General features: G+C 70.2%; 14 protein-coding genes. 4 read left to right on the forward strand and 10 right to left on the reverse strand.

Annotation, left to right across the window (positions count from 1 at the left end; genetic code table 11):
• The 5 genes from alaS to OHA68_RS39315 form a co-directional block, all read right to left on the reverse strand.
• Positions 1 to 2,673 carry an alanine--tRNA ligase gene (gene alaS, locus OHA68_RS39295; RefSeq protein ID WP_189143741.1) on the reverse strand — a complete coding sequence of 891 codons (2,673 nt, stop codon included), beginning with the start codon at positions 2,671 to 2,673 and terminating at the stop codon, positions 1 to 3.
• 17 nt (positions 2,674 to 2,690) lie between these two features.
• On the reverse strand, positions 2,691 to 2,921 hold the full coding sequence (locus tag OHA68_RS39300) for a hypothetical protein (RefSeq protein ID WP_327104758.1): 231 nt from the start codon (positions 2,919 to 2,921) through the stop codon (positions 2,691 to 2,693).
• Positions 2,918 to 3,289, reverse strand: a complete 372-nt coding sequence (locus tag OHA68_RS39305; RefSeq protein ID WP_189143739.1) for a DUF948 domain-containing protein — start codon at positions 3,287 to 3,289, stop codon at positions 2,918 to 2,920. The genes OHA68_RS39300 and OHA68_RS39305 overlap by 4 nt, the downstream gene beginning before the upstream one ends.
• Positions 3,290 to 3,412: 123 nt before the next feature.
• Entirely contained in the window at positions 3,413 to 4,714 is a 1,302-nt protein-coding gene (locus OHA68_RS39310; RefSeq protein ID WP_189143738.1) for a replication-associated recombination protein A, read from the reverse strand.
• A 9-nt stretch (positions 4,715 to 4,723) separates the two neighbouring features.
• Entirely contained in the window at positions 4,724 to 5,182 is a 459-nt protein-coding gene (locus OHA68_RS39315) for a DUF2231 domain-containing protein (RefSeq protein ID WP_327104759.1), read from the reverse strand.
• 168 nt (positions 5,183 to 5,350) lie between these two features.
• On the opposite strand from OHA68_RS39315, the gene OHA68_RS39320 reads away from it, so the two are divergent.
• Complete coding sequence (locus OHA68_RS39320) at positions 5,351 to 6,241, forward strand: peptidylprolyl isomerase (RefSeq protein ID WP_327104760.1); 891 nt, start codon at positions 5,351 to 5,353, stop codon at positions 6,239 to 6,241.
• A 46-nt stretch (positions 6,242 to 6,287) separates the two neighbouring features.
• Here OHA68_RS39320 and aspS read toward each other — a convergent pair whose 3' ends face one another.
• From aspS to OHA68_RS39335, 3 genes are read right to left on the reverse strand one after another with little or no spacing between them, the layout of a single operon-like run.
• Complete coding sequence (gene aspS, locus OHA68_RS39325) at positions 6,288 to 8,024, reverse strand: aspartate--tRNA ligase (protein WP_327104761.1); 1,737 nt, start codon at positions 8,022 to 8,024, stop codon at positions 6,288 to 6,290.
• Positions 8,021 to 9,280, reverse strand: a complete 1,260-nt coding sequence (hisS, locus tag OHA68_RS39330) for a histidine--tRNA ligase (RefSeq protein WP_189143734.1) — start codon at positions 9,278 to 9,280, stop codon at positions 8,021 to 8,023. Before hisS ends, aspS begins: the two co-directional genes overlap by 4 nt.
• Entirely contained in the window at positions 9,280 to 9,960 is a 681-nt protein-coding gene (locus OHA68_RS39335) for an MBL fold metallo-hydrolase (protein WP_189143733.1), read from the reverse strand. Before OHA68_RS39335 ends, hisS begins: the two co-directional genes overlap by 1 nt.
• Before the next feature lie 139 nt (positions 9,961 to 10,099).
• Here OHA68_RS39335 and OHA68_RS39340 point away from each other — a divergent pair, with 139 nt between their 5' ends.
• The 3 genes from OHA68_RS39340 (at position 10,100) to OHA68_RS39350 (ending at position 13,533) form a co-directional block, all read left to right on the forward strand.
• Positions 10,100 to 10,975 (forward strand): peptidylprolyl isomerase, encoded by an 876-nt coding sequence (locus tag OHA68_RS39340; protein WP_327104762.1) that lies wholly within the window; start codon positions 10,100 to 10,102, stop codon positions 10,973 to 10,975.
• 61 nt (positions 10,976 to 11,036) lie between these two features.
• Positions 11,037 to 12,266: a DUF349 domain-containing protein gene (locus tag OHA68_RS39345; RefSeq protein WP_189143731.1), complete on the forward strand. Its 1,230-nt coding sequence runs from the start codon at positions 11,037 to 11,039 to the stop codon at positions 12,264 to 12,266.
• 169 nt (positions 12,267 to 12,435) lie between these two features.
• Positions 12,436 to 13,533 (forward strand): cupin domain-containing protein, encoded by a 1,098-nt coding sequence (locus OHA68_RS39350; protein WP_327104763.1) that lies wholly within the window; start codon positions 12,436 to 12,438, stop codon positions 13,531 to 13,533.
• Between the two features lie 388 nt (positions 13,534 to 13,921).
• On the opposite strand, the gene OHA68_RS39355 is transcribed toward OHA68_RS39350, so the two are convergent.
• Both OHA68_RS39355 and OHA68_RS39360 read right to left on the reverse strand, forming a co-directional pair.
• Positions 13,922 to 16,111, reverse strand: a complete 2,190-nt coding sequence (locus OHA68_RS39355) for a RelA/SpoT family protein (RefSeq protein WP_327104764.1) — start codon at positions 16,109 to 16,111, stop codon at positions 13,922 to 13,924.
• Positions 16,112 to 16,285: 174 nt separating this feature from the next.
• Complete coding sequence (locus OHA68_RS39360; protein ID WP_407674389.1) at positions 16,286 to 16,849, reverse strand: adenine phosphoribosyltransferase; 564 nt, start codon at positions 16,847 to 16,849, stop codon at positions 16,286 to 16,288.
• Positions 16,850 to 16,899: the final 50 nt, after the last annotated feature.

Here is a 16,899-nt window from a genome sequence, read left to right on the forward strand (position 1 = left end):
TCAGCCGAGCTGCTCCGTGACGGCCTGCTCGACCTGCCGCAACGCGTCGTCGATCGCCTCCGGGCGGGTCCCGCCGCCCTGCGCGACGTCGTCCTTGCCGCCACCGCCACCCCCCAGCGCCTTGGCGGCGACGCCGACCAGTCTCCCGGCCTTGAGCCCCCGCTCGCGCCCCGCCTCGTTCACCGCGGCAACGACCACGGGCCGGTCGGAGGGGACACCGGCGATCACGATCATCGCCGGTCGGTCGGCCGGGAACCTGCCACGCACGTCAAGCGCGAGCTTACGCAGGTCGTCGGCGCTGGTGCCATCAGGCGCGCGGTGTGTCACGGCGGCGACTCCGGCGAGGTCACGGGCCTGCGCGGCGAGCTCGCCCGCCACCTGGAGCACCTGCGCCGAGCGAAGCTTGTCGAGATCCTTCTCGGCGGCGCGCAGCCGGGTGACGATGCCCTCGATGCGCTCGGGCAGCTCCTCGCGGCGCGCCTTGAGCTGCTCGGTGAGCTGCGCCACCAGCAGGCTCTCGCGTGCCAGGAAGCGGAAGGCGTCGATGCCGACCAGCGCCTCGACCCGGCGCACGCCCGCGCCGACCGACTGCTCGCCGAGCACCTTGACCAGGCCGAGCTGACCGGAGCTGTGCACGTGGGTGCCGCCGCAGAGCTCGCGGGAGTAGTCGCCGATCTCGACCACGCGGACCTCGTCGCCGTACTTCTCGCCGAACATCGCCAGCGCGCCCATCGCCCTGGCCTCCGCCTGCGAGGTGTAGAAGGCGTTGACCTTGAGGTCGTTGATGAGGACCGCGTTGACCTCGTCCTCGACGTCACGCAGCACGCTCGGCGGGACCGCGCCCGCCGCGGTGAAGTCGAAGCGGAAGCGGCCGGGTGAGTTCTCCGAGCCCGCCTGCGCCGCCGACTCGCCCAGCGCGTTCTTGAAGCCACGGTGGACCAGGTGGGTGGCGCTGTGGCTGCGCGAGATCGCGCGCCGGCGCTCCAGGTCGATCTCCGCGCGCGCCTCGTCGCCGACCTTGATCTCGCCGCTGCGGACCTTGCCGCGGTGCACGACCAGGCCGGCGAGCGGCGTCTGCACGTCGACGATCTCCACCTCGGCGCCGCCGGTGCGGATCACGCCCTGGTCGGCGAGCTGGCCGCCGCCCTCGGCGTAGAAGGGGGTGCGGCCGAGCACGACCTCGACCGTGCTGCCCGCGCCCGCGGCCGGGACCGACACCCCGTCGACCAGGAGGCCGATCACGCTGGTGTCGGACTCGATCTCGTCGTAGCCGAGGAACTCGACCTTGCCCGCCTGCTCCAGAAGCTGCCCGAAGACCGAGATGTCGGCGTTGCCGGTCTTCTTGGCCGCGGAGTCGGCCTTCGCCCGCTCCCGCTGCTCCTTCATCAGGCGGCGGAAGCCCTCTTCGTCGACCTTGAGCCCCTGCTCGGCCGCCATCTCCAGGGTGAGGTCGATCGGGAAGCCGTAGGTGTCGTGCAGCTGGAACGCCTGGGCGCCCGACAGCGTGGCGGCGGACTTGCGCTTGGTCTCCTCGACGGCCACGTCGAAGATCGCGGTGCCGGTGCGGAGCGTGCCGAGGAAGGACGCCTCCTCGGCGTCGATGACCCCGTGGATCTGCGGCGCGTCGGCCTTGAGCTCGGGATACTGCTCGGCCATCACGCCGATCGCGACGTCGGTCAGCGTGTGCATGTGGCGCTCGTCGCCGGAGCCGAGCAGGCGCAGGTTGCGCACCGAGCGGCGCAGGATGCGGCGCAGGACGTAGCCGCGGCCCTCGTTGCCGGGCATGACGCCGTCGGCGACCAGCATGGTGCCGGTGCGGACGTGGTCGGCGATGACGCGCAGGTTGACGTCGGTGCGCGGGTCCTGGCCGTAGCGGGTCCTGGTGAGCTCCGCCGCCTTGTCGAGGATCTTGTAGGTGGTGTCGATCTCGTAGATGTTGTCGACGCCCTGCAGGATCGCCGCCATGCGCTCCAGGCCCATGCCGGTGTCGATGTTCTTGCTCGGCAGGTCGCCGGCGATGTCGAAGTCGACCTTGGAGCGCACCTGGCTGAGCTGGTATTGCATGAAGACGAGGTTCCAGACCTCGAGGTAGCGGTCCTCGTCGGCGATCGGCCCGCCCTCGCGGCCGTACTCGGGGCCGCGGTCGTAGTAGATCTCCGAGCAGGGGCCGCCGGGACCCGGCACGCCCATGTGCCAGTAGTTGTCCTCCAGGCCGCGCCGCTGGATCCGGTCGGCGGGCAGGCCGACCTTGTTGCGCCAGATGTCGTAGCCCTCGTCGTCCTCGAGGTAGACCGTCGCCCAGAGCCGGTCCTCGGGGAAGCCGAAGCCGCCGTCGGACTCGGACCTGGTGAGCAGCTCCCAGGCGAACGGGATCACCTCGGCCTTGAAGTAGTCGCCGAAGGAGAAGTTGCCGAGCATCTGGAAGAAGGTGGCGTGCCGGGTGGTCTTGCCGACCTCTTCGATGTCGGGGGTGCGCACGCACTTCTGCGCGGTGGCCAGCCGTGACCCCGGAGGCTTACGCTGCCCCAGAAAGTACGGCTTGAACGGCACCATACCCGCGTTGACCAGGAGAAGCGTTGGGTCCTCAGCGATCAGGCTGGCCGAGGGCACGATCTTGTGCCCACGCTCCTCGAAGAAGCGCAGGAAGCGGCGCGCGATCTCTGCCGACTCCATGGTGGCCATCCTTTGCTTTAGTCGTTGGTTTCAGCGTTGCCCAGGCCGAAGTGGGCCCGCAACTCGGTTTCGCGGCCGGCGGCCTCGCCGAGCGCGTCCGAAGTAAAGTCTCTCACCTGCGTGAGCATGTCCGCGGCACCGCCGACGGTCCTGCGGGCCACATGGGCCGGATGCAGGGCCTGCAGCCTGCGCATCACCCACACGGCGAGGAACGCGCCGAGCGACATGTAGAACAGTCGCCTGATCATCGCCGCCCCGCCCTGCGCGGCCTGCGGGCCTCGATGGCCCGGCGCACGCCGTGGCCGAGGGCGGACACCTTGATCAGCGGCCCGGTGAAGATGGTCTGCGTCACGGCGCTGAGCTTGGCGGCGTGCCCGCTGACCTGCTTGACGTCCCGCGCGATGGCCTCCACCGCGACGAGTCGCCTGTTGGTCTCGTTGACCGTGACGCTCATGTCGTCGAGCAGCGGCGTCAGGCGTGCGTTGAGCTCGGAGACCGCCTTGGTGGTCTCGTTGAGCAGCCTGGCGAGCTTGACGAGCACCATGACGAGAACGCAGACCAGGACCGTCCAGCCCGTGGCGGCGATCAGACCGGCGACCTCTCCAGCGGTAAGCATCCGCTCATCTCCCTCGTACGCTGGGCCGGAACGGCAAGACCCTATCGCGTCCCGGCGACAAGGTCGGTGAGGCCGCCGCAAACTCGGCATCCCACCGCGAAGCCCGTCTCCTTCCGGCAGGGGTCAGGCGCCTCGGAGAAAGTCGCGGATCTTGGCCCAGCGCTCGGCGACCGGCCCCTCCGCCCCGTGCGTGGTGGGCTCGTAGTAGCGCCGGTCGCGGACCTGCTCGGGGGCGTAGTCCTGGCGCACCAGGCCGTGGTCGAAGTCGTGCGGGTATTTGTAGCCGTCACCGTGGCCGAGCTTGGCCGCCCCCGGGTAGTGGCCGTCGCGCAGGTGGCCGGGGACCTGGCCGATGAGGCCGCGGCGCACGTCGCCGACGGCCGCCCCGATGGCCTTGACGACGGCGTTGGACTTGGGGGCCAGCGCGCAGTGGATGACGGCGTGCGCGAGGTTGATCTGGCCCTCGGGCAGGCCGATGAGCTGCACCGCCTGAGCCGCGGCGACCGCGGTCTGCAGGCAGGTGGGGTCGGCCAGGCCGACGTCCTCGGAGGCGAAGATCACGATGCGGCGGGCGATGAAGCGCGGGTCCTCGCCGGCCTCGATCATGCGGGCGAGGTAGTGCAGGGCGGCGTCGGCGTCGGAGCCGCGCATCGACTTGATGAAGGCGCTGATCACGTCGTAGTGCTGGTCGCCCTGCCGGTCGTAGCGGACGGCCGCCTTGTCGACGGCCTTCTCCACCACCTCGACCGTGATGTCGTCGGCGAGCAGGGCCGCCGCCTCCAGGTAGGTCAGCGATCGGCGGGCGTCGCCGCCGGCCAGCCGGACGAGGTGGTCCAGGGCCTCGGGGGCGAGCGTGCCGCGCCCGCCGAGCCCGCGCTCGTCCGACACCGCGCGCCGCAGGACGGCGCCGATGTCGTCGTCGGTCAGCGACTCCAGCGTGAGCAGCAGCGAGCGGGACAGCAGCGGCGAGATGACGGAGAAGAACGGGTTTTCAGTCGTGGCGCCGATGAAGGTGACCCAGCGGTTCTCGACCGCGGGCAGCAGGGCGTCCTGCTGGGCCTTGTTGAAGCGGTGGACCTCGTCGACGAAGAGGACGGTCTGGCGGCCGCTCATGCCGAGCTCGCGCCGGGCGTTGTCGATGGCGGCCCGGACGTCCTTGACGCCCGCCGAGACGGCGGAGATCTCGACGAAGCGGCGCTTGGTCACGTTGGACACCACGTAGGCGAGCGTCGTCTTGCCGGTGCCGGGCGGCCCCCACAGGAAGAGCGACATCGGCGCCTCGCTCTCGACCAGCCGGCGCAGCGGGGTGCCGGGGCCGAGCAGGTGCCGTTGGCCGATCACCTCGTCGAGCGTGCGGGGGCGCATGCGCACGGCCAGCGGCTGCGGTGTGGCGTCCTCGGCCGCCGCATCGAACAAACTCTCCACAACGCGAGGCTACCCCCAAACGGCTCTTGCTCCGGAGTCGCCGGTGCGGAAGACGAAGTAGGCGGCGGCCAGCGCCAGCACCACGGTCGCCCCGGACAGCACCATCGTGCCGGACTTGCCGAAGCGGTCGCCGCGGGAGACGTACACCAGGACCAGCGAGACGGCGCCGAGCCCGAGGACCGACAGCAGCAGCGGGGTGGCGAAGGAGGCGTGGGCGGCGAGGCCGTCGGCCATGGCGCCCTCGGCGGTGGCGAAGCGCGCCTCCAGCAGCTTGGGGCCGCTCGCCCAGGAGGCGAAGACGGCCACGACCGTGGCCAGGGCGAGCAGGACCACCGCCCACGCCGTGGCCGCGCGCCAGCGGGGCACGAGGGCGTACGCTACGGCGACGCCGACCAGCAAAGGGGTTAGAACCACCGCGAAGTGGACGACAAGTGCATGGACCGGCAGGCCGAGGACCTCATGGAACATATCGGGGGCTCCTTAGTTTCAATTTGAACTATGCACCCCGAAGCTTATGGTTTCCGACCAGTTGCCCCGCAATGGTGACTTTGCGTGACTTACATGCAGCACATTTCTGGGCCGGTAGCATTCCCGTGTTGTTCGGGTCATGTGTAGGCAAAGATGGAGGACATACCGGTGAGCGGCGACGACGACCGCCAGAGCGAGTTGGCGCGGGAGCACAAGGACCGGCAGGCGCAGCGCGCCGCCGAACAGGCCGCCAAAGCGAGGCGTAACACCTTCATCGGCGCGGGCGTGGCCGTGGCGGTGGTGGCAGGCGGGATCTTCGCCGTCACCGCGATGGCCGGCGGCGGGCCGGCCAAGACCCCCGTAGCCGCCGAGACCTCGGCCTCCGCCACACCATCGGCTCCGGTGCCGGCGACGGCCACGCCGACGCCCACGAAGACCGGCCCGGTGACCTGCACGTACAAGCGGGACACCTCGGACGTGCCGATGAAGTACGTCGGCATGCCGCCCAAGAAGCCCAACCTGAAGCTGAAGAAGATGACCATCGCCACCAACCATGGTGACATCGTCATCGACGTCGACCCGGCGGTCTCCCCGTGTTCGGTGAACTCGATGGCCTTCCTGGCCAAGAAGAAGTTCTTCGACAACACCAAGTGCCACCGCCTGGCGAAGCCGGAGACGTCGGGGCTGTACCTGTTGCAGTGCGGCGACCCGAAGGCCAAGGCCGACGGCAAGAACCCCACGGACGGCCAGGGCACGGCCGGCTACGTCTTCCCTGACGAAGCCCTCGGCATCGTCCCCTACGCGCGCGGCGTGGTGTTCCTGACCCAGCCGGTCGACGCGGCCGGGCAGAACAGCAGCCAGTTCGCCATCTCCATGTCGGACGAGAACACCCAGATCGACCCGGCTTACTCGGTGCTCGGCATGGTCAGCGAGGGCCTGGAGCTCATCGACAAGGTCGCCGAGGACGGTGTGATCGTCAACGAGGCCGACATCACCGGCGACGGCGGCTCCAGCGCCCCGAAGAACCCGATCATCATCAAGAAGGTCACGCTCTCCTGACGACCACGGCAGGCGTCCCCTGGACGCCTGCCGTGCTCACTGCTGTCTACGCCTCCGTCTTGGGCCGGGCGTCGACGCCCGCCTCCTTGCGCTGACCGGCCGTGATCGGCGTGGGCGCGCCGGTGAGCGGGTCGAAGCCCGAGGCCGTCTTCGGGAAGGCGATCACGTCCCGGATGGACTCGCCGTCCGACAACAGCATGCAGATCCGGTCCCAGCCGTAGGCGATGCCGCCGTGCGGGGGCGGGCCGTAGTTGAACGCCTCCAGCAGGAAGCCGAACTTGCTCTCCGCCTCCTCCTTGGAGATGCCGAGCACGTCGAAGACGCGCTGCTGCATCTCGGCGCGGTGGATACGGATCGAGCCGCCGCCGATCTCCATGCCGTTGCAGACCATGTCGTAGGCGTAGGCCAGGGCCTCGCCCGGATGGTCCTGGAAGCTGTCGGCCCACTCGGGCTTGGGGCCGGTGAACGGGTGGTGCACGGCGGTCCAGCCGCCCTCCCCGTCCTCCTCGAACATCGGCGCGTCGACCACCCAGAGGAACGACCACTGCGAGAAGTCGATCAGGCCGCAGCGGCGGCCGATCTCCAGCCTGGCCGCGCCGAGCAGGTCACGCGAGGCGTTCTTGGCCCCGGCGGCGAAGAACACCGCGTCGCCCGGCTGGGCGCCGACCTTGGCCGCCAGACCCGCGGTCTCCGTCTCCGACAGGTTCTTGGCCACCGGGCCGCCGAGCGTGCCGTCCTGCTGGACCAGCACGTAGGCCAGGCCCTTGGCGCCGCGGCTGCGCGCCCACTCCTGCCAGCCGTCGAGCTCCTTGCGGGTCTGCGAGGCGCCGCCGGGCATCACCACGGCCCCCACGTAGTCCGCCTGGAAGACGCGGAAGGACGTGTCGGCGAAGTAGTCCGTCATCTCCACGAGCTCCTGGCCGAAGCGCAGGTCGGGCTTGTCGGAGCCGTAACGGGCCATCGCGTCGGCGTAGGTCATGCGCGGCAGCGGCAGCGGGATCTCGTAGCCGAGGATCTCCCGCCAGAGCCGCCCGATCAGCTTCTCGCCGACCGCGATGACGTCCTCCTGGTCGACGAAGGACATCTCCACGTCGATCTGGGTGAACTCCGGCTGGCGGTCGGCCCGCAGGTCCTCGTCGCGGTAGCACTTGGCCAGCTGGTAGTAGCGCTCCAGGCCGCCCACCTGCAGCAGCTGCTTGAACAGCTGCGGCGACTGCGGCAGGGCGTACCAGCTGCCCGGCTGCAGCCGGACGGGCACCAGGAAGTCGCGAGCGCCCTCGGGCGTGGAGCGGGTCAGCGTCGGCGTCTCGACATAGACGAAGTCAAGCTCGTGCATCACCTCGTTGGCCAGGTAGGTGGCCTTGGAACGGGTGCGCATCGCGCTCGCCACCTGCTGGCGGCGGATGTCGAGGTAGCGGTACTTCAGCCGCGCCTCCTCCGACACCCCCACGTTGCCCTCGATCGGGAACGGCAGCGGCGCCGACTCGCTGAGCACCTCGACCGTGTCGGCCACGACCTCGATCGCGCCGGTGGCCAGCTCGGGGTTCTCGTTGCCCTCGGGCCGCACCCGGACCAGGCCGACGACCTTCACGCAGTATTCGGCGCGCAGGTCGTGAGCGTGGTCCTCCTCGCGGAAGACCACCTGCGCCGAGCCCGAGGCGTCGCGCAGGTCGATGAAGACCACGCCGCCATGGTCACGGCGGCGGGCCACCCATCCTGCGAGCGTCACCTGCTGCCCGGCGTGCTCCTTGCGGAGCGACCCGGCCGTATGCGTGCGGATCACTGCACTTTCCCCTTCAAGACGTCAACGACCTGGGCCAGCGGCACCTCGGTCTGCTCAGCGGTGGTCAGGTCCTTCAGCTGTACGGCTTTCGCCGCCAGGTCACGCTCGCCCAGGATCAGCGCGAAGCGCGCCCCGGAGCGGTCGGCGCCCTTCATCGCGCCCTTGAGCCCCTTGCCGCCGAAGGCCATGTCGGCGCTGACGCCCGCCTGGCGCAGCTCGTGCACGAGCAGGAACATCCGGCGGCGGGCGTCGTCACCCAGCGCGACACCGTACACCTGGACGCGGCCGGGTGCGGCCTCGGCGATCAAGCCCTCGGCCTCCATGGCCAGGAACGTGCGGTCGACGCCGAGCGCCCAGCCGACGCTGGGCAGCGGCGGCCCGCCCAGCATCTCGCTCAGCCCGTCGTAGCGGCCGCCGCCGCCGATGGCCGACTGGGAGCCGAGCCCGCCGTGCAGGAACTCGAACGTGGTGCGGGTGTAGTAGTCCAGGCCGCGCACCAGCCGCGGGTCGTCCTCGAAGGCGACGCCGGCGGCGGTCAGCAGGGCGCGGACCTCCTCGTGGTAGCTCTTGCAGGCGGCGCAGAGGTGGTCGACCACCAGCGGCGCGCCGCCGAGCTGGGCCTGCACCTCGGGCCGCTTGTCGTCGAGCACCCGCAACGGGTTGATCTCGATCCGGGCCCTGGTGTCCTCGTCGAGATCGAGGCCGCGCAGGAACTCCTGCAGCGCCGCCCGGTAGGCGGGACGGCAGGTCTGGTCGCCGAGCGAGTTGACCAGCAACCGCACCTCCCGCAAGCCGAGCGAGGCGAAGCCCTGGGCGGCGAGCACGATGAGCTCCGCGTCGATCGCCGGGTCCTCCGAGCCGAGCGCCTCGGCTCCGACCTGCCAGAAGTGGCGGTAGCGACCCTTCTGGGCCCGCTCGTAGCGGAACTGGCTGCCCGAGTACCAGAGCTTCACCGGGAGCTGTCCGTTGTGCAGGTTGTGCTGGAGCACGGCGCGCACCACGGACGCGGTGCCCTCGGGCCGCAGGGTCAGCGAACGACCGGCCTTGTCGGGGAAGGTGTACATCTCCTTGGAGACGATGTCGGTCGACTCCCCCACGCCCCTGGCGAACAGCTGCGTGTCCTCGAAGACGGGCGTCTCGATGTAGCCGTAACCCGCTCGCCGTACCGGGGCGACGAGAGCCTCGCGGACGGCGAGAACCTGCTCGGAGCGGGGTGGCAGCCAGTCGAAGGTGCCCTTGGGTGCTTGGAAGCTCATTAGATCCCTCGTGTGGGACCGGCGTGCGGCGCGGCCTCCTTGAGATAAGGATTGGTGGCGCGCTCGCGGCCGATCGTGGTCTGTGGTCCGTGGCCCGGCAGGACGACCGTATCGTCCGGCAGCGGCAGGCACTTGGCCGCCAGGCTGCGCAGGATCGTCGGATAGTCGCCGCCCGGCAGGTCGGTGCGGCCGATGGAGCCGGCGAACAACAGGTCGCCCGCGAACATGATGTCCTCGTCGGGCAGCCGGAAACTCACCGACCCCCTGGTATGGCCGGGCGTGTGATCGACCACCAGCTCCATCCCGGCCAGCTCCAGCGTGGCGCCGTCGGACAGCTCGCGCACCTCGTCCGGCTCGCTGAAGGTGAGGCCGCCGAACATCGAGGCGCTGCCCGGCGACAGCCCCGCGGACGGGTCGCTCAGCAGATGACGGTCGTCGGGGTGGATCCAGGCCGGGATGTCGCGCGCGCCGCAGACGGGCGCCACCGACCAGACGTGGTCGAGGTGGCCGTGGGTCAGCAGGACCGCGACCGGCTTGAGCCGGTGCTCCCGCAGCATCTCCTCGATCCCCTCGACGGCGTCCTGACCAGGGTCGACGATCACGCACTCCTCGCCGGCGGCGGGCGCGACTGCGTAACAATTGGTCTGGAAGGCCCCTGCGGGGAAGCCTGCGATGAGCATCTGCCTCAGCTGATCTCGTCAAAAAAGCCAATGGGAATGTAACCGAAGGGTACCGGTGCGGGTCGCCGGGCTGCGAATCATTACCCGTTGGCCGATACGATTCGCCCACCTCAGTTGATTCACTATGGGAGGCAAAGCGGTGGCCACGGGGAAGGACCGGCAGAAGCAGCTGGCACGCGAGCACCACGAGCGGCAGCTTCAGCGCCGTCTCGAGCGCGAGCAGCGTAACAAGCGCACCGCCATCATCGGCTCCACGGTAGGGGTGGTCGTGGTGGTGGGTGGCATCGTCGCCGCGGTCGCGCTGCTGGGCGGCGGCGACGAGCCGACCGACGCGGCCGCCTCGCCCGCGGCCTCGGCGCCACAGGACACCGCCTCGGCGGCGCCGGCGGCGCAGCCCAAGCCGTACGATGCCGCGACCGGCGCCTGCGAGTACGTCGCCGACACCACGGGCGGCGCGACCAAGGACGTCGGCATGCCGCCGGCGAAGGTCAAGCTCAAGCCCGCCATGAAGACGATGACGCTCGACACCAATCTCGGCGACATCGTGGTGGAGCTCGACAACGCCAAGGCGCCCTGCACGGTCAACTCGCTGCAGCACCTGGCGGACAAGAAGTTCTACGACGGCAGCAAGTGTCACCGGCTGGGCAACGACAAGTTCCCGATGCTGCAGTGCGGCGACCCGACGGCCAAGGCCGACGGCAAGGGCGCGGCGGACGGCTCGGGCGGCCCCGGCTACGTGATGGTCGAGGAGAACCTCAAGGGCGCCGCCTACAAGCGCGGGGTGATGGCCATGGCCAAGACCCCGGCGCCCGGCTCGACGGGAAGCCAGTTCTTCCTGGTGTACGGCGACATCGGGCTCACCCCCGATTACACACCGGTGGGTACGATCACCAAGGGACTCGACATCCTGGACAAGGTAAACAAGGCGGGCGTCATCGGCGATTCGGGCGATGGCACCGGAGCGCCGAAGGAAACCGTCGAAATCAAAGACGTGACAATCAGCGGCAAGAGCTGACGTAATACAAACTAGGGACGAGTAGTCCCGAAGGGTCTGATGGAAAGTGCGGGAGGACACGGTGAGCACCGACCCGTGGGGCCGGGTAGACGACGACGGCACCGTCTACGTGCGTACGGCTGAGGGAGAGCGGGCCGTCGGGTCCTGGCAGGCCGGTGAGCCCGAAGAGGCACTGGCCTATTTCCATCGCAAGTACGACGAGTTGGCCGGGCAGGTCCAGCTGCTGGAGCAGCGGGTCAAGGGCACCGACCTGGCTCCGGCGCAGGCGGAGGCCAGCATCGTCAAGCTGCGCGAGGCCGTCGCCGATGCGCACGCGATCGGCGACCTGGCGGCGCTGACGGCACGGCTCGACGGCCTGACGGAGCTGGTCGCCAAGCGCCGCGAGGAGGTCAAGGCCGCCCGCGAGCAGGCACGCGCCGAAGCCAGGACGACGAAGGAAGGCATCGTCGCCGAGGCCGAGCGCATCGCCGACGAGACCACCCACTGGAAGTCGGGTGGCGAGCGGCTGCGCGAGCTGGTCGAGGAGTGGAAGGCCGCCGACCGCATCGACCGGGTCACCGAGGCCGCGCTCTGGAAGCGGCTGTCGGCCGCCCGCACCGCCTTCGCCAAGCGGCGCAAGGTCTACTTCGCGGGCCTCGACGAGCAGCGTGAGGGCATCCGCGCCGCCAAGGAGGCGATCGTCGCCGAGGCGGAGGCGATCGCGGACTCCACCGACTGGGCGCAGACGGCGGCCGTCTACCGGGACCTGATGCAGCGCTGGAAGACGGCGGGCAGGGCCTCGCGCGAGGCGGAGGACGAGCTGTGGGCGCGCTTCAAGGGCGCCCAGGATCAGTTCTTCCACGCGCGCTCGGCCGTCTTCGCCGAGCGTGACGCCTCGCTCGCGGCCAACGCCGAGGTGAAGGAGGAGCTGCTGATCGAGGCCGAGAAGCTGCTGCCCGTCACCGACGCGCGCAGCGCGAGGGTGACGCTGCGCAATCTCCTGGAGCGCTGGGAGGCCGCCGGACCGGTGCCGCGCGAGCAGCGTGACCGGCTCGAAGGCGGGCTCCGCAAGGTGGACGAGGCGGTGCGCAAGGCCGAGGACGCCGAGTGGAAGCGCTCCAACCCCGAGGCCAGGGCCCGCGCGCAGAGCACGGTCGACCAGCTGCGCACCTCGATCGAGCAGTTGGAGAAGCGCCTGGGCAAGGCGCAGGCGGCCGGCCGGCCCAAGGACGTCAAGGAGGCCGAGGAGGCCATCACGGCCCGCCGCTCCTGGCTGCAGGAGGCCGAGCGCACGCTGGCCGAGTTCAGCTGACGCCGCAGGCCGGTGTCCGCCAGGAGCGGACACCGGCCACACGCACCGGCCGCTCACAGATGCCCTGCGCCCATGCACGGGCTTGAGAACGGACGCCGGCCCTTACGCTCGCCGTCCTCTCATGGTCGGAGGGGGTTGGGACCACAGCGGGCGTGTCTATGGTGTCCGTATGGATGCTGTGCGCGACGCGCGTGCCCTCGTCGAAGAGCTGTTCCCGGACGCGCTGTTCGCCTTTCTGGGCGGCAGCCTGGTGAACGGGCGCGGTACGGCCACCTCCGACCTGGACGTCGTGGTCGTGCTCGACGGCCTCGTCCGGCCGCAGCGGGAGTCACGCCGGTGGCGGGACCGGCCGGTGGAGCTGTTCACGCACAGCCAGACCAGCCTCACCGCCTACCTGGAGCAGGACGCGGAGCGCCGCCGGCCGAGCCTGCTTCGCATGTGCGCGGACGGGGTCGTGCTCGTCGACCGCAGCGGCGGCCGTGCCACCGCCCTCCAGCAGGAGCTACGGGCCCGCCTGGCCGCCGGACCGGGCGTACCGGAGCCTGCGGAGCTGGATCGGGCGCGCTACGTCCTGACGGACCTCCTGGACGACCTGTCGGGGGTGACGGATCCGGGCGAGCGGGCGTTCATCGGCTGGACCGCCGTCCAGGAGACCGCCAAGCTGGCGCTCTCGCTGGCCGGCGGCTGGCACGGCGGCGGCAAGTGGCTGCTGCGCGAACTGCGCGCCCACGACCCCGAACTCGCCGCGGAGCTCCTCGCCGCGCGTGAGCACCCCGCGGCGCTGGCCGCCGTGGCCACCCGCGTGCTGGACCGGGCGGGTGGCCGCCTGTGGGAGGGCTACCGGGCGACAGGGGACGCCTTCCACCGGCCGTTGCGGCACATCACCGCCGTCGAACTGTCGGGCCGGACGGCGCAGACGTCGGGCATGCGCAGGCTGGCCGCGATCGGCCGGAGCACGACGGGCGCGCGGCGGCTCTGGATGGGCCAGACGCACGTGGCTCCCGCATCCCGGTCCGCCGACCACCACCACGGCAGGTCGGAGACAGCGATCTACGTGGTCGACGGGGCTCCGTCGTTCGTCTTCCTGGACCCGGACGACGGGCAGGAGACCCGGATCGACACCAAGCCGGGCGACTACATCTTCGTCCCGCCCTATGTCCCCCATCGGGAGGAAAATCCGGACCCATCCCGGGAAGCGGTCGTGGTCATCGCCCGCAGCACCCAGGAGGCCATCGTGGTCAACCTCCCCGACCTCAGACACCACTGACGGCACCCGCCCCTGCGGCTCGCCGTCCGTCGCCGAGATACTGCCTCCGATCGGGGATTTTTCTTTACGGCCGGCCTGGTCCAGCCACCCGCCGCACGTGATTGCGCGCCTCCAGGGAAACGGCCGCTGACCGGATGACGGCAGGCCGCCGTGACGCGAGCCCATGGTCGCCCACCTGCCAAGTGACGCGTCATCCGCTCACCCCAGGTCGCCCACCTGCTGAGTGACGCGTCATCCGCTCATCCCAGGGGCCCGGACATCCTGTCCAGGTGCCTTGGGACCCGAGCATCCTGTCCGGGTGCTCGGGACCCGAGGATCGCGCACTTCGCCGGCCTCGAAAGCCGCAAGCCACTGACGGCGAAGCTGTGCCGGCGCGAATCGCGTCCGCTCAGCTGCCGGCGCCGCTCACGCGGTAGACGTCGAAGACACCCTGGATGCCGCGCACGGCCTTGAGGACGTGCCCCAGGTGCTTGGGATCGCCCATCTCGAAGGTGAACTTGCTGACCGCCACCCGGTCGCGCGAGGTGGTGACCGACGCGCTCAGGATGTTGACGTGCTGGTCGGACAGGGTGCGGGTGACGTCGGACAGCAGGCGGGGCCGGTCCAGCGCCTCCACCTGGATCGCCACCAGGAACACGCTGTCGTCCCCCGGCGACCAGCTCACCTCCACCAGCCGGTCCGGCTGCTCCTTGAGCTGCTCCACGTTGGTGCAGTCGCCGCGGTGCACGGACACGCCGTGGCCCCGGGTGACGAAGCCGACGATCTCGTCGCCGGGCACGGGGGTGCAGCACTTGGACAGGCGTACCCACACGTCGGCGTCGCCTGCCACCACGACTCCCGCGCCGCCGCCCCGGGGGCGGCCGCGCAGGCGGGTCGGCAGCGAGGTCTCGGCGATGTCCTCTTCGGCGCTGTCAACCCCGCCGATGGACGCCACCAGCTTCTGCACGACCGTCTGCGCGGCCGTGTGGCCCTCGCCCACGGCCGCGTAGAGGGCCGACACGTCGGAGTAGCGCAGGTCGCGCGCCAGTGCCAGCAGCGCCTCGCCGGACATCAGCCGCTGCAGCGGCAGGCCCTGCTTGCGCATGGCCCGGCCGATGGCCTCCTTGCCCGCCTCGATCGCGGTCTCGCGGCGCTCCTTGGAGAACCACTGGCGGATCTTGTTACGGGCGCGGCCGGACTTGACGAACTTGAGCCAGTCCCGCGAGGGGCCGGCGTCGGGCGACTTGGAGGTGAAGATCTCCACGGTGTCGCCGTTGCCGAGCCGCGACTCCAGCGGCACCAGCCGGCCGTTGACCCGGGCGCCGATGCAGCGGTGGCCGACCTCGGTGTGCACGGCGTAGGCGAAGTCGACCGGCGTGCCCCCTTCGGGCAGGGCGATGACCTGGCCCTTCGGGGTGAAGACGTAGACCTCCGACACCGACAGGTCGAAGCGCAGCGACTCCAGGAACTCGCCGGGGTCGGACGTCTCCTTCTGCCAGTCGAGCAGTTGGCGCAGCCAGGCCATGTCGCTGCCCGGCTTGACCTTGCCGGTGGGACCCGGCCCGCCGACCTCCTCCTTGTACTTCCAGTGGGCGGCCACGCCGTACTCGGCCCGGTGGTGCATGCCGTGCGTGCGGATCTGCAGCTCCACCGGCTTGCCCTCGGGACCGATCACCGTCGTGTGCAGCGATTGGTACATGTTGAACTTGGGCATCGCGATGTAGTCCTTGAACCGGCCGGGGACCGGATTCCAGCGCGCGTGGATGGTGCCGAGCGCCGCGTAGCAGTCGCGCACGCTGTCGACGAGGACCCGGATGCCCACCAGGTCGTAGATGTCGTCGAAGGCCACGTCGCGGGCGATCATCTTCTGGTAGACCGAGTAGTAGTGCTTGGGCCTGCCCTTGACCACGGCGCGGATCTTCGCCTCGCGCAGGTCGCCGGAGACCTTCTCGATGACCTCCTGCAGGAACAGGTCCCTGCGCGGGGCCCGCTCCGACACCATCCGGGCGATCTCGTCGTAGCGCTTGGGGTAGAGCATCGCGAAGGCCAAATCCTCGAGCTCCCACTTGATCGTGTTCATGCCGAGGCGGTGGGCCAGCGGCGCGAAGATCTCCAGGGTCTCGCGGGACTTCTGGTGGCGCTTGTGCTCGGGCAGGTAGCGCATCGTGCGCATGTTGTGCAGCCGGTCGGCCAGCTTGATGATCAGCACCCGGATGTCGCGCGACATGGCGACGACCATCTTGCGCACGGTCTCGGCCTGCGCCGCGTCACCGAACTTGACCTTGTCCAGCTTGGTGACGCCGTCGACCAGGGACATGATCGTGTCGCCGAAGTCGGCGCGGAGCTCGTCGAGGCTGTAGGCGGTGTCCTCGACCGTGTCGTGCAGCAGGGCGGCGCAGAGCGTCTCGTCGTCGGTGCCGAGCTCGGCCAGGATCGTCGCCACGGCCAGCGGGTGCGTGATGTAGGGATCGCCGCTCTTACGCTTCTGATCACGGTGGTGGTAAGCCGCCATGTCGTAAGCCCGCTCGATCAGCCGCAGGTCGGCCTTGGGGTGGGTGGCCCGGACCGTCCTGAAGAGCGGCTCCAGCACGGGATTCATGGCCCCACCCCCAAAGCGCCTGCGACGTCCGGTGGGCGCGCCGGAGACAGTCTCGGCACTGCCTGCGTCCGTTACGTCGGGCACGACCACATCACGGGGCACACAGACTCCTTACGTTCGAGTCCAGATCCCCCAGTGTATCCAGGTGGCGAACCCGGACCGTCGCGGGCCCGTTCAGACGATCACCAGGGAGCGGATCTCCACGCCTGGCAGCCGCTCGCGCCCCTTGAGGAAGGCGAGCTCCATCAGGACGGCGAAGCACACCACTTCGCCGCCGGCCCTGCGGACCAGCTCCACGGTCGCCGCCGCGGTGCCGCCCGTGGCCAGCACGTCGTCGACGATCAGGACCCGGTCGCCGGGCGTGAACGCGTCGTGGTGCACCTCGACGGTAGCGGTGCCGTACTCCAGCTCGTAGGACTCCGCCAGGGTCGGGGCGGGAAGTTTGCCCTTCTTCCTGACCGGCACGAATCCGGCGCCGGTGCGGTAGGCGACGGGGGCCCCCAGGATGAACCCGCGTGCCTCGATGCCGACGATCTTGTCCACGTCGTGCAGCCCGGCCAGCTCGTCCACCACGGCCGCGAACGCCACGGGGTCGCCGAGCAGGGGCGTGATGTCCTTGAACAGCACGCCCGGCTCGGGGTAGTCCGGCACGTCCCGGATGCGCTCCATGATCGTCGTGCTCAGCTCGCTCTTCACCGTTCTCCTCCGGGGGCCGGTCCCACGCCTGACGGGCTCCATGATGGCCCATGACGGCCCGTACTCCGACCACGCGGCCCCGATTCCCCGCC

Source organism: Nonomuraea glycinis (assembly GCF_035920485.1).
Taxonomy (GTDB): domain Bacteria; phylum Actinomycetota; class Actinomycetes; order Streptosporangiales; family Streptosporangiaceae; genus Nonomuraea; species Nonomuraea glycinis.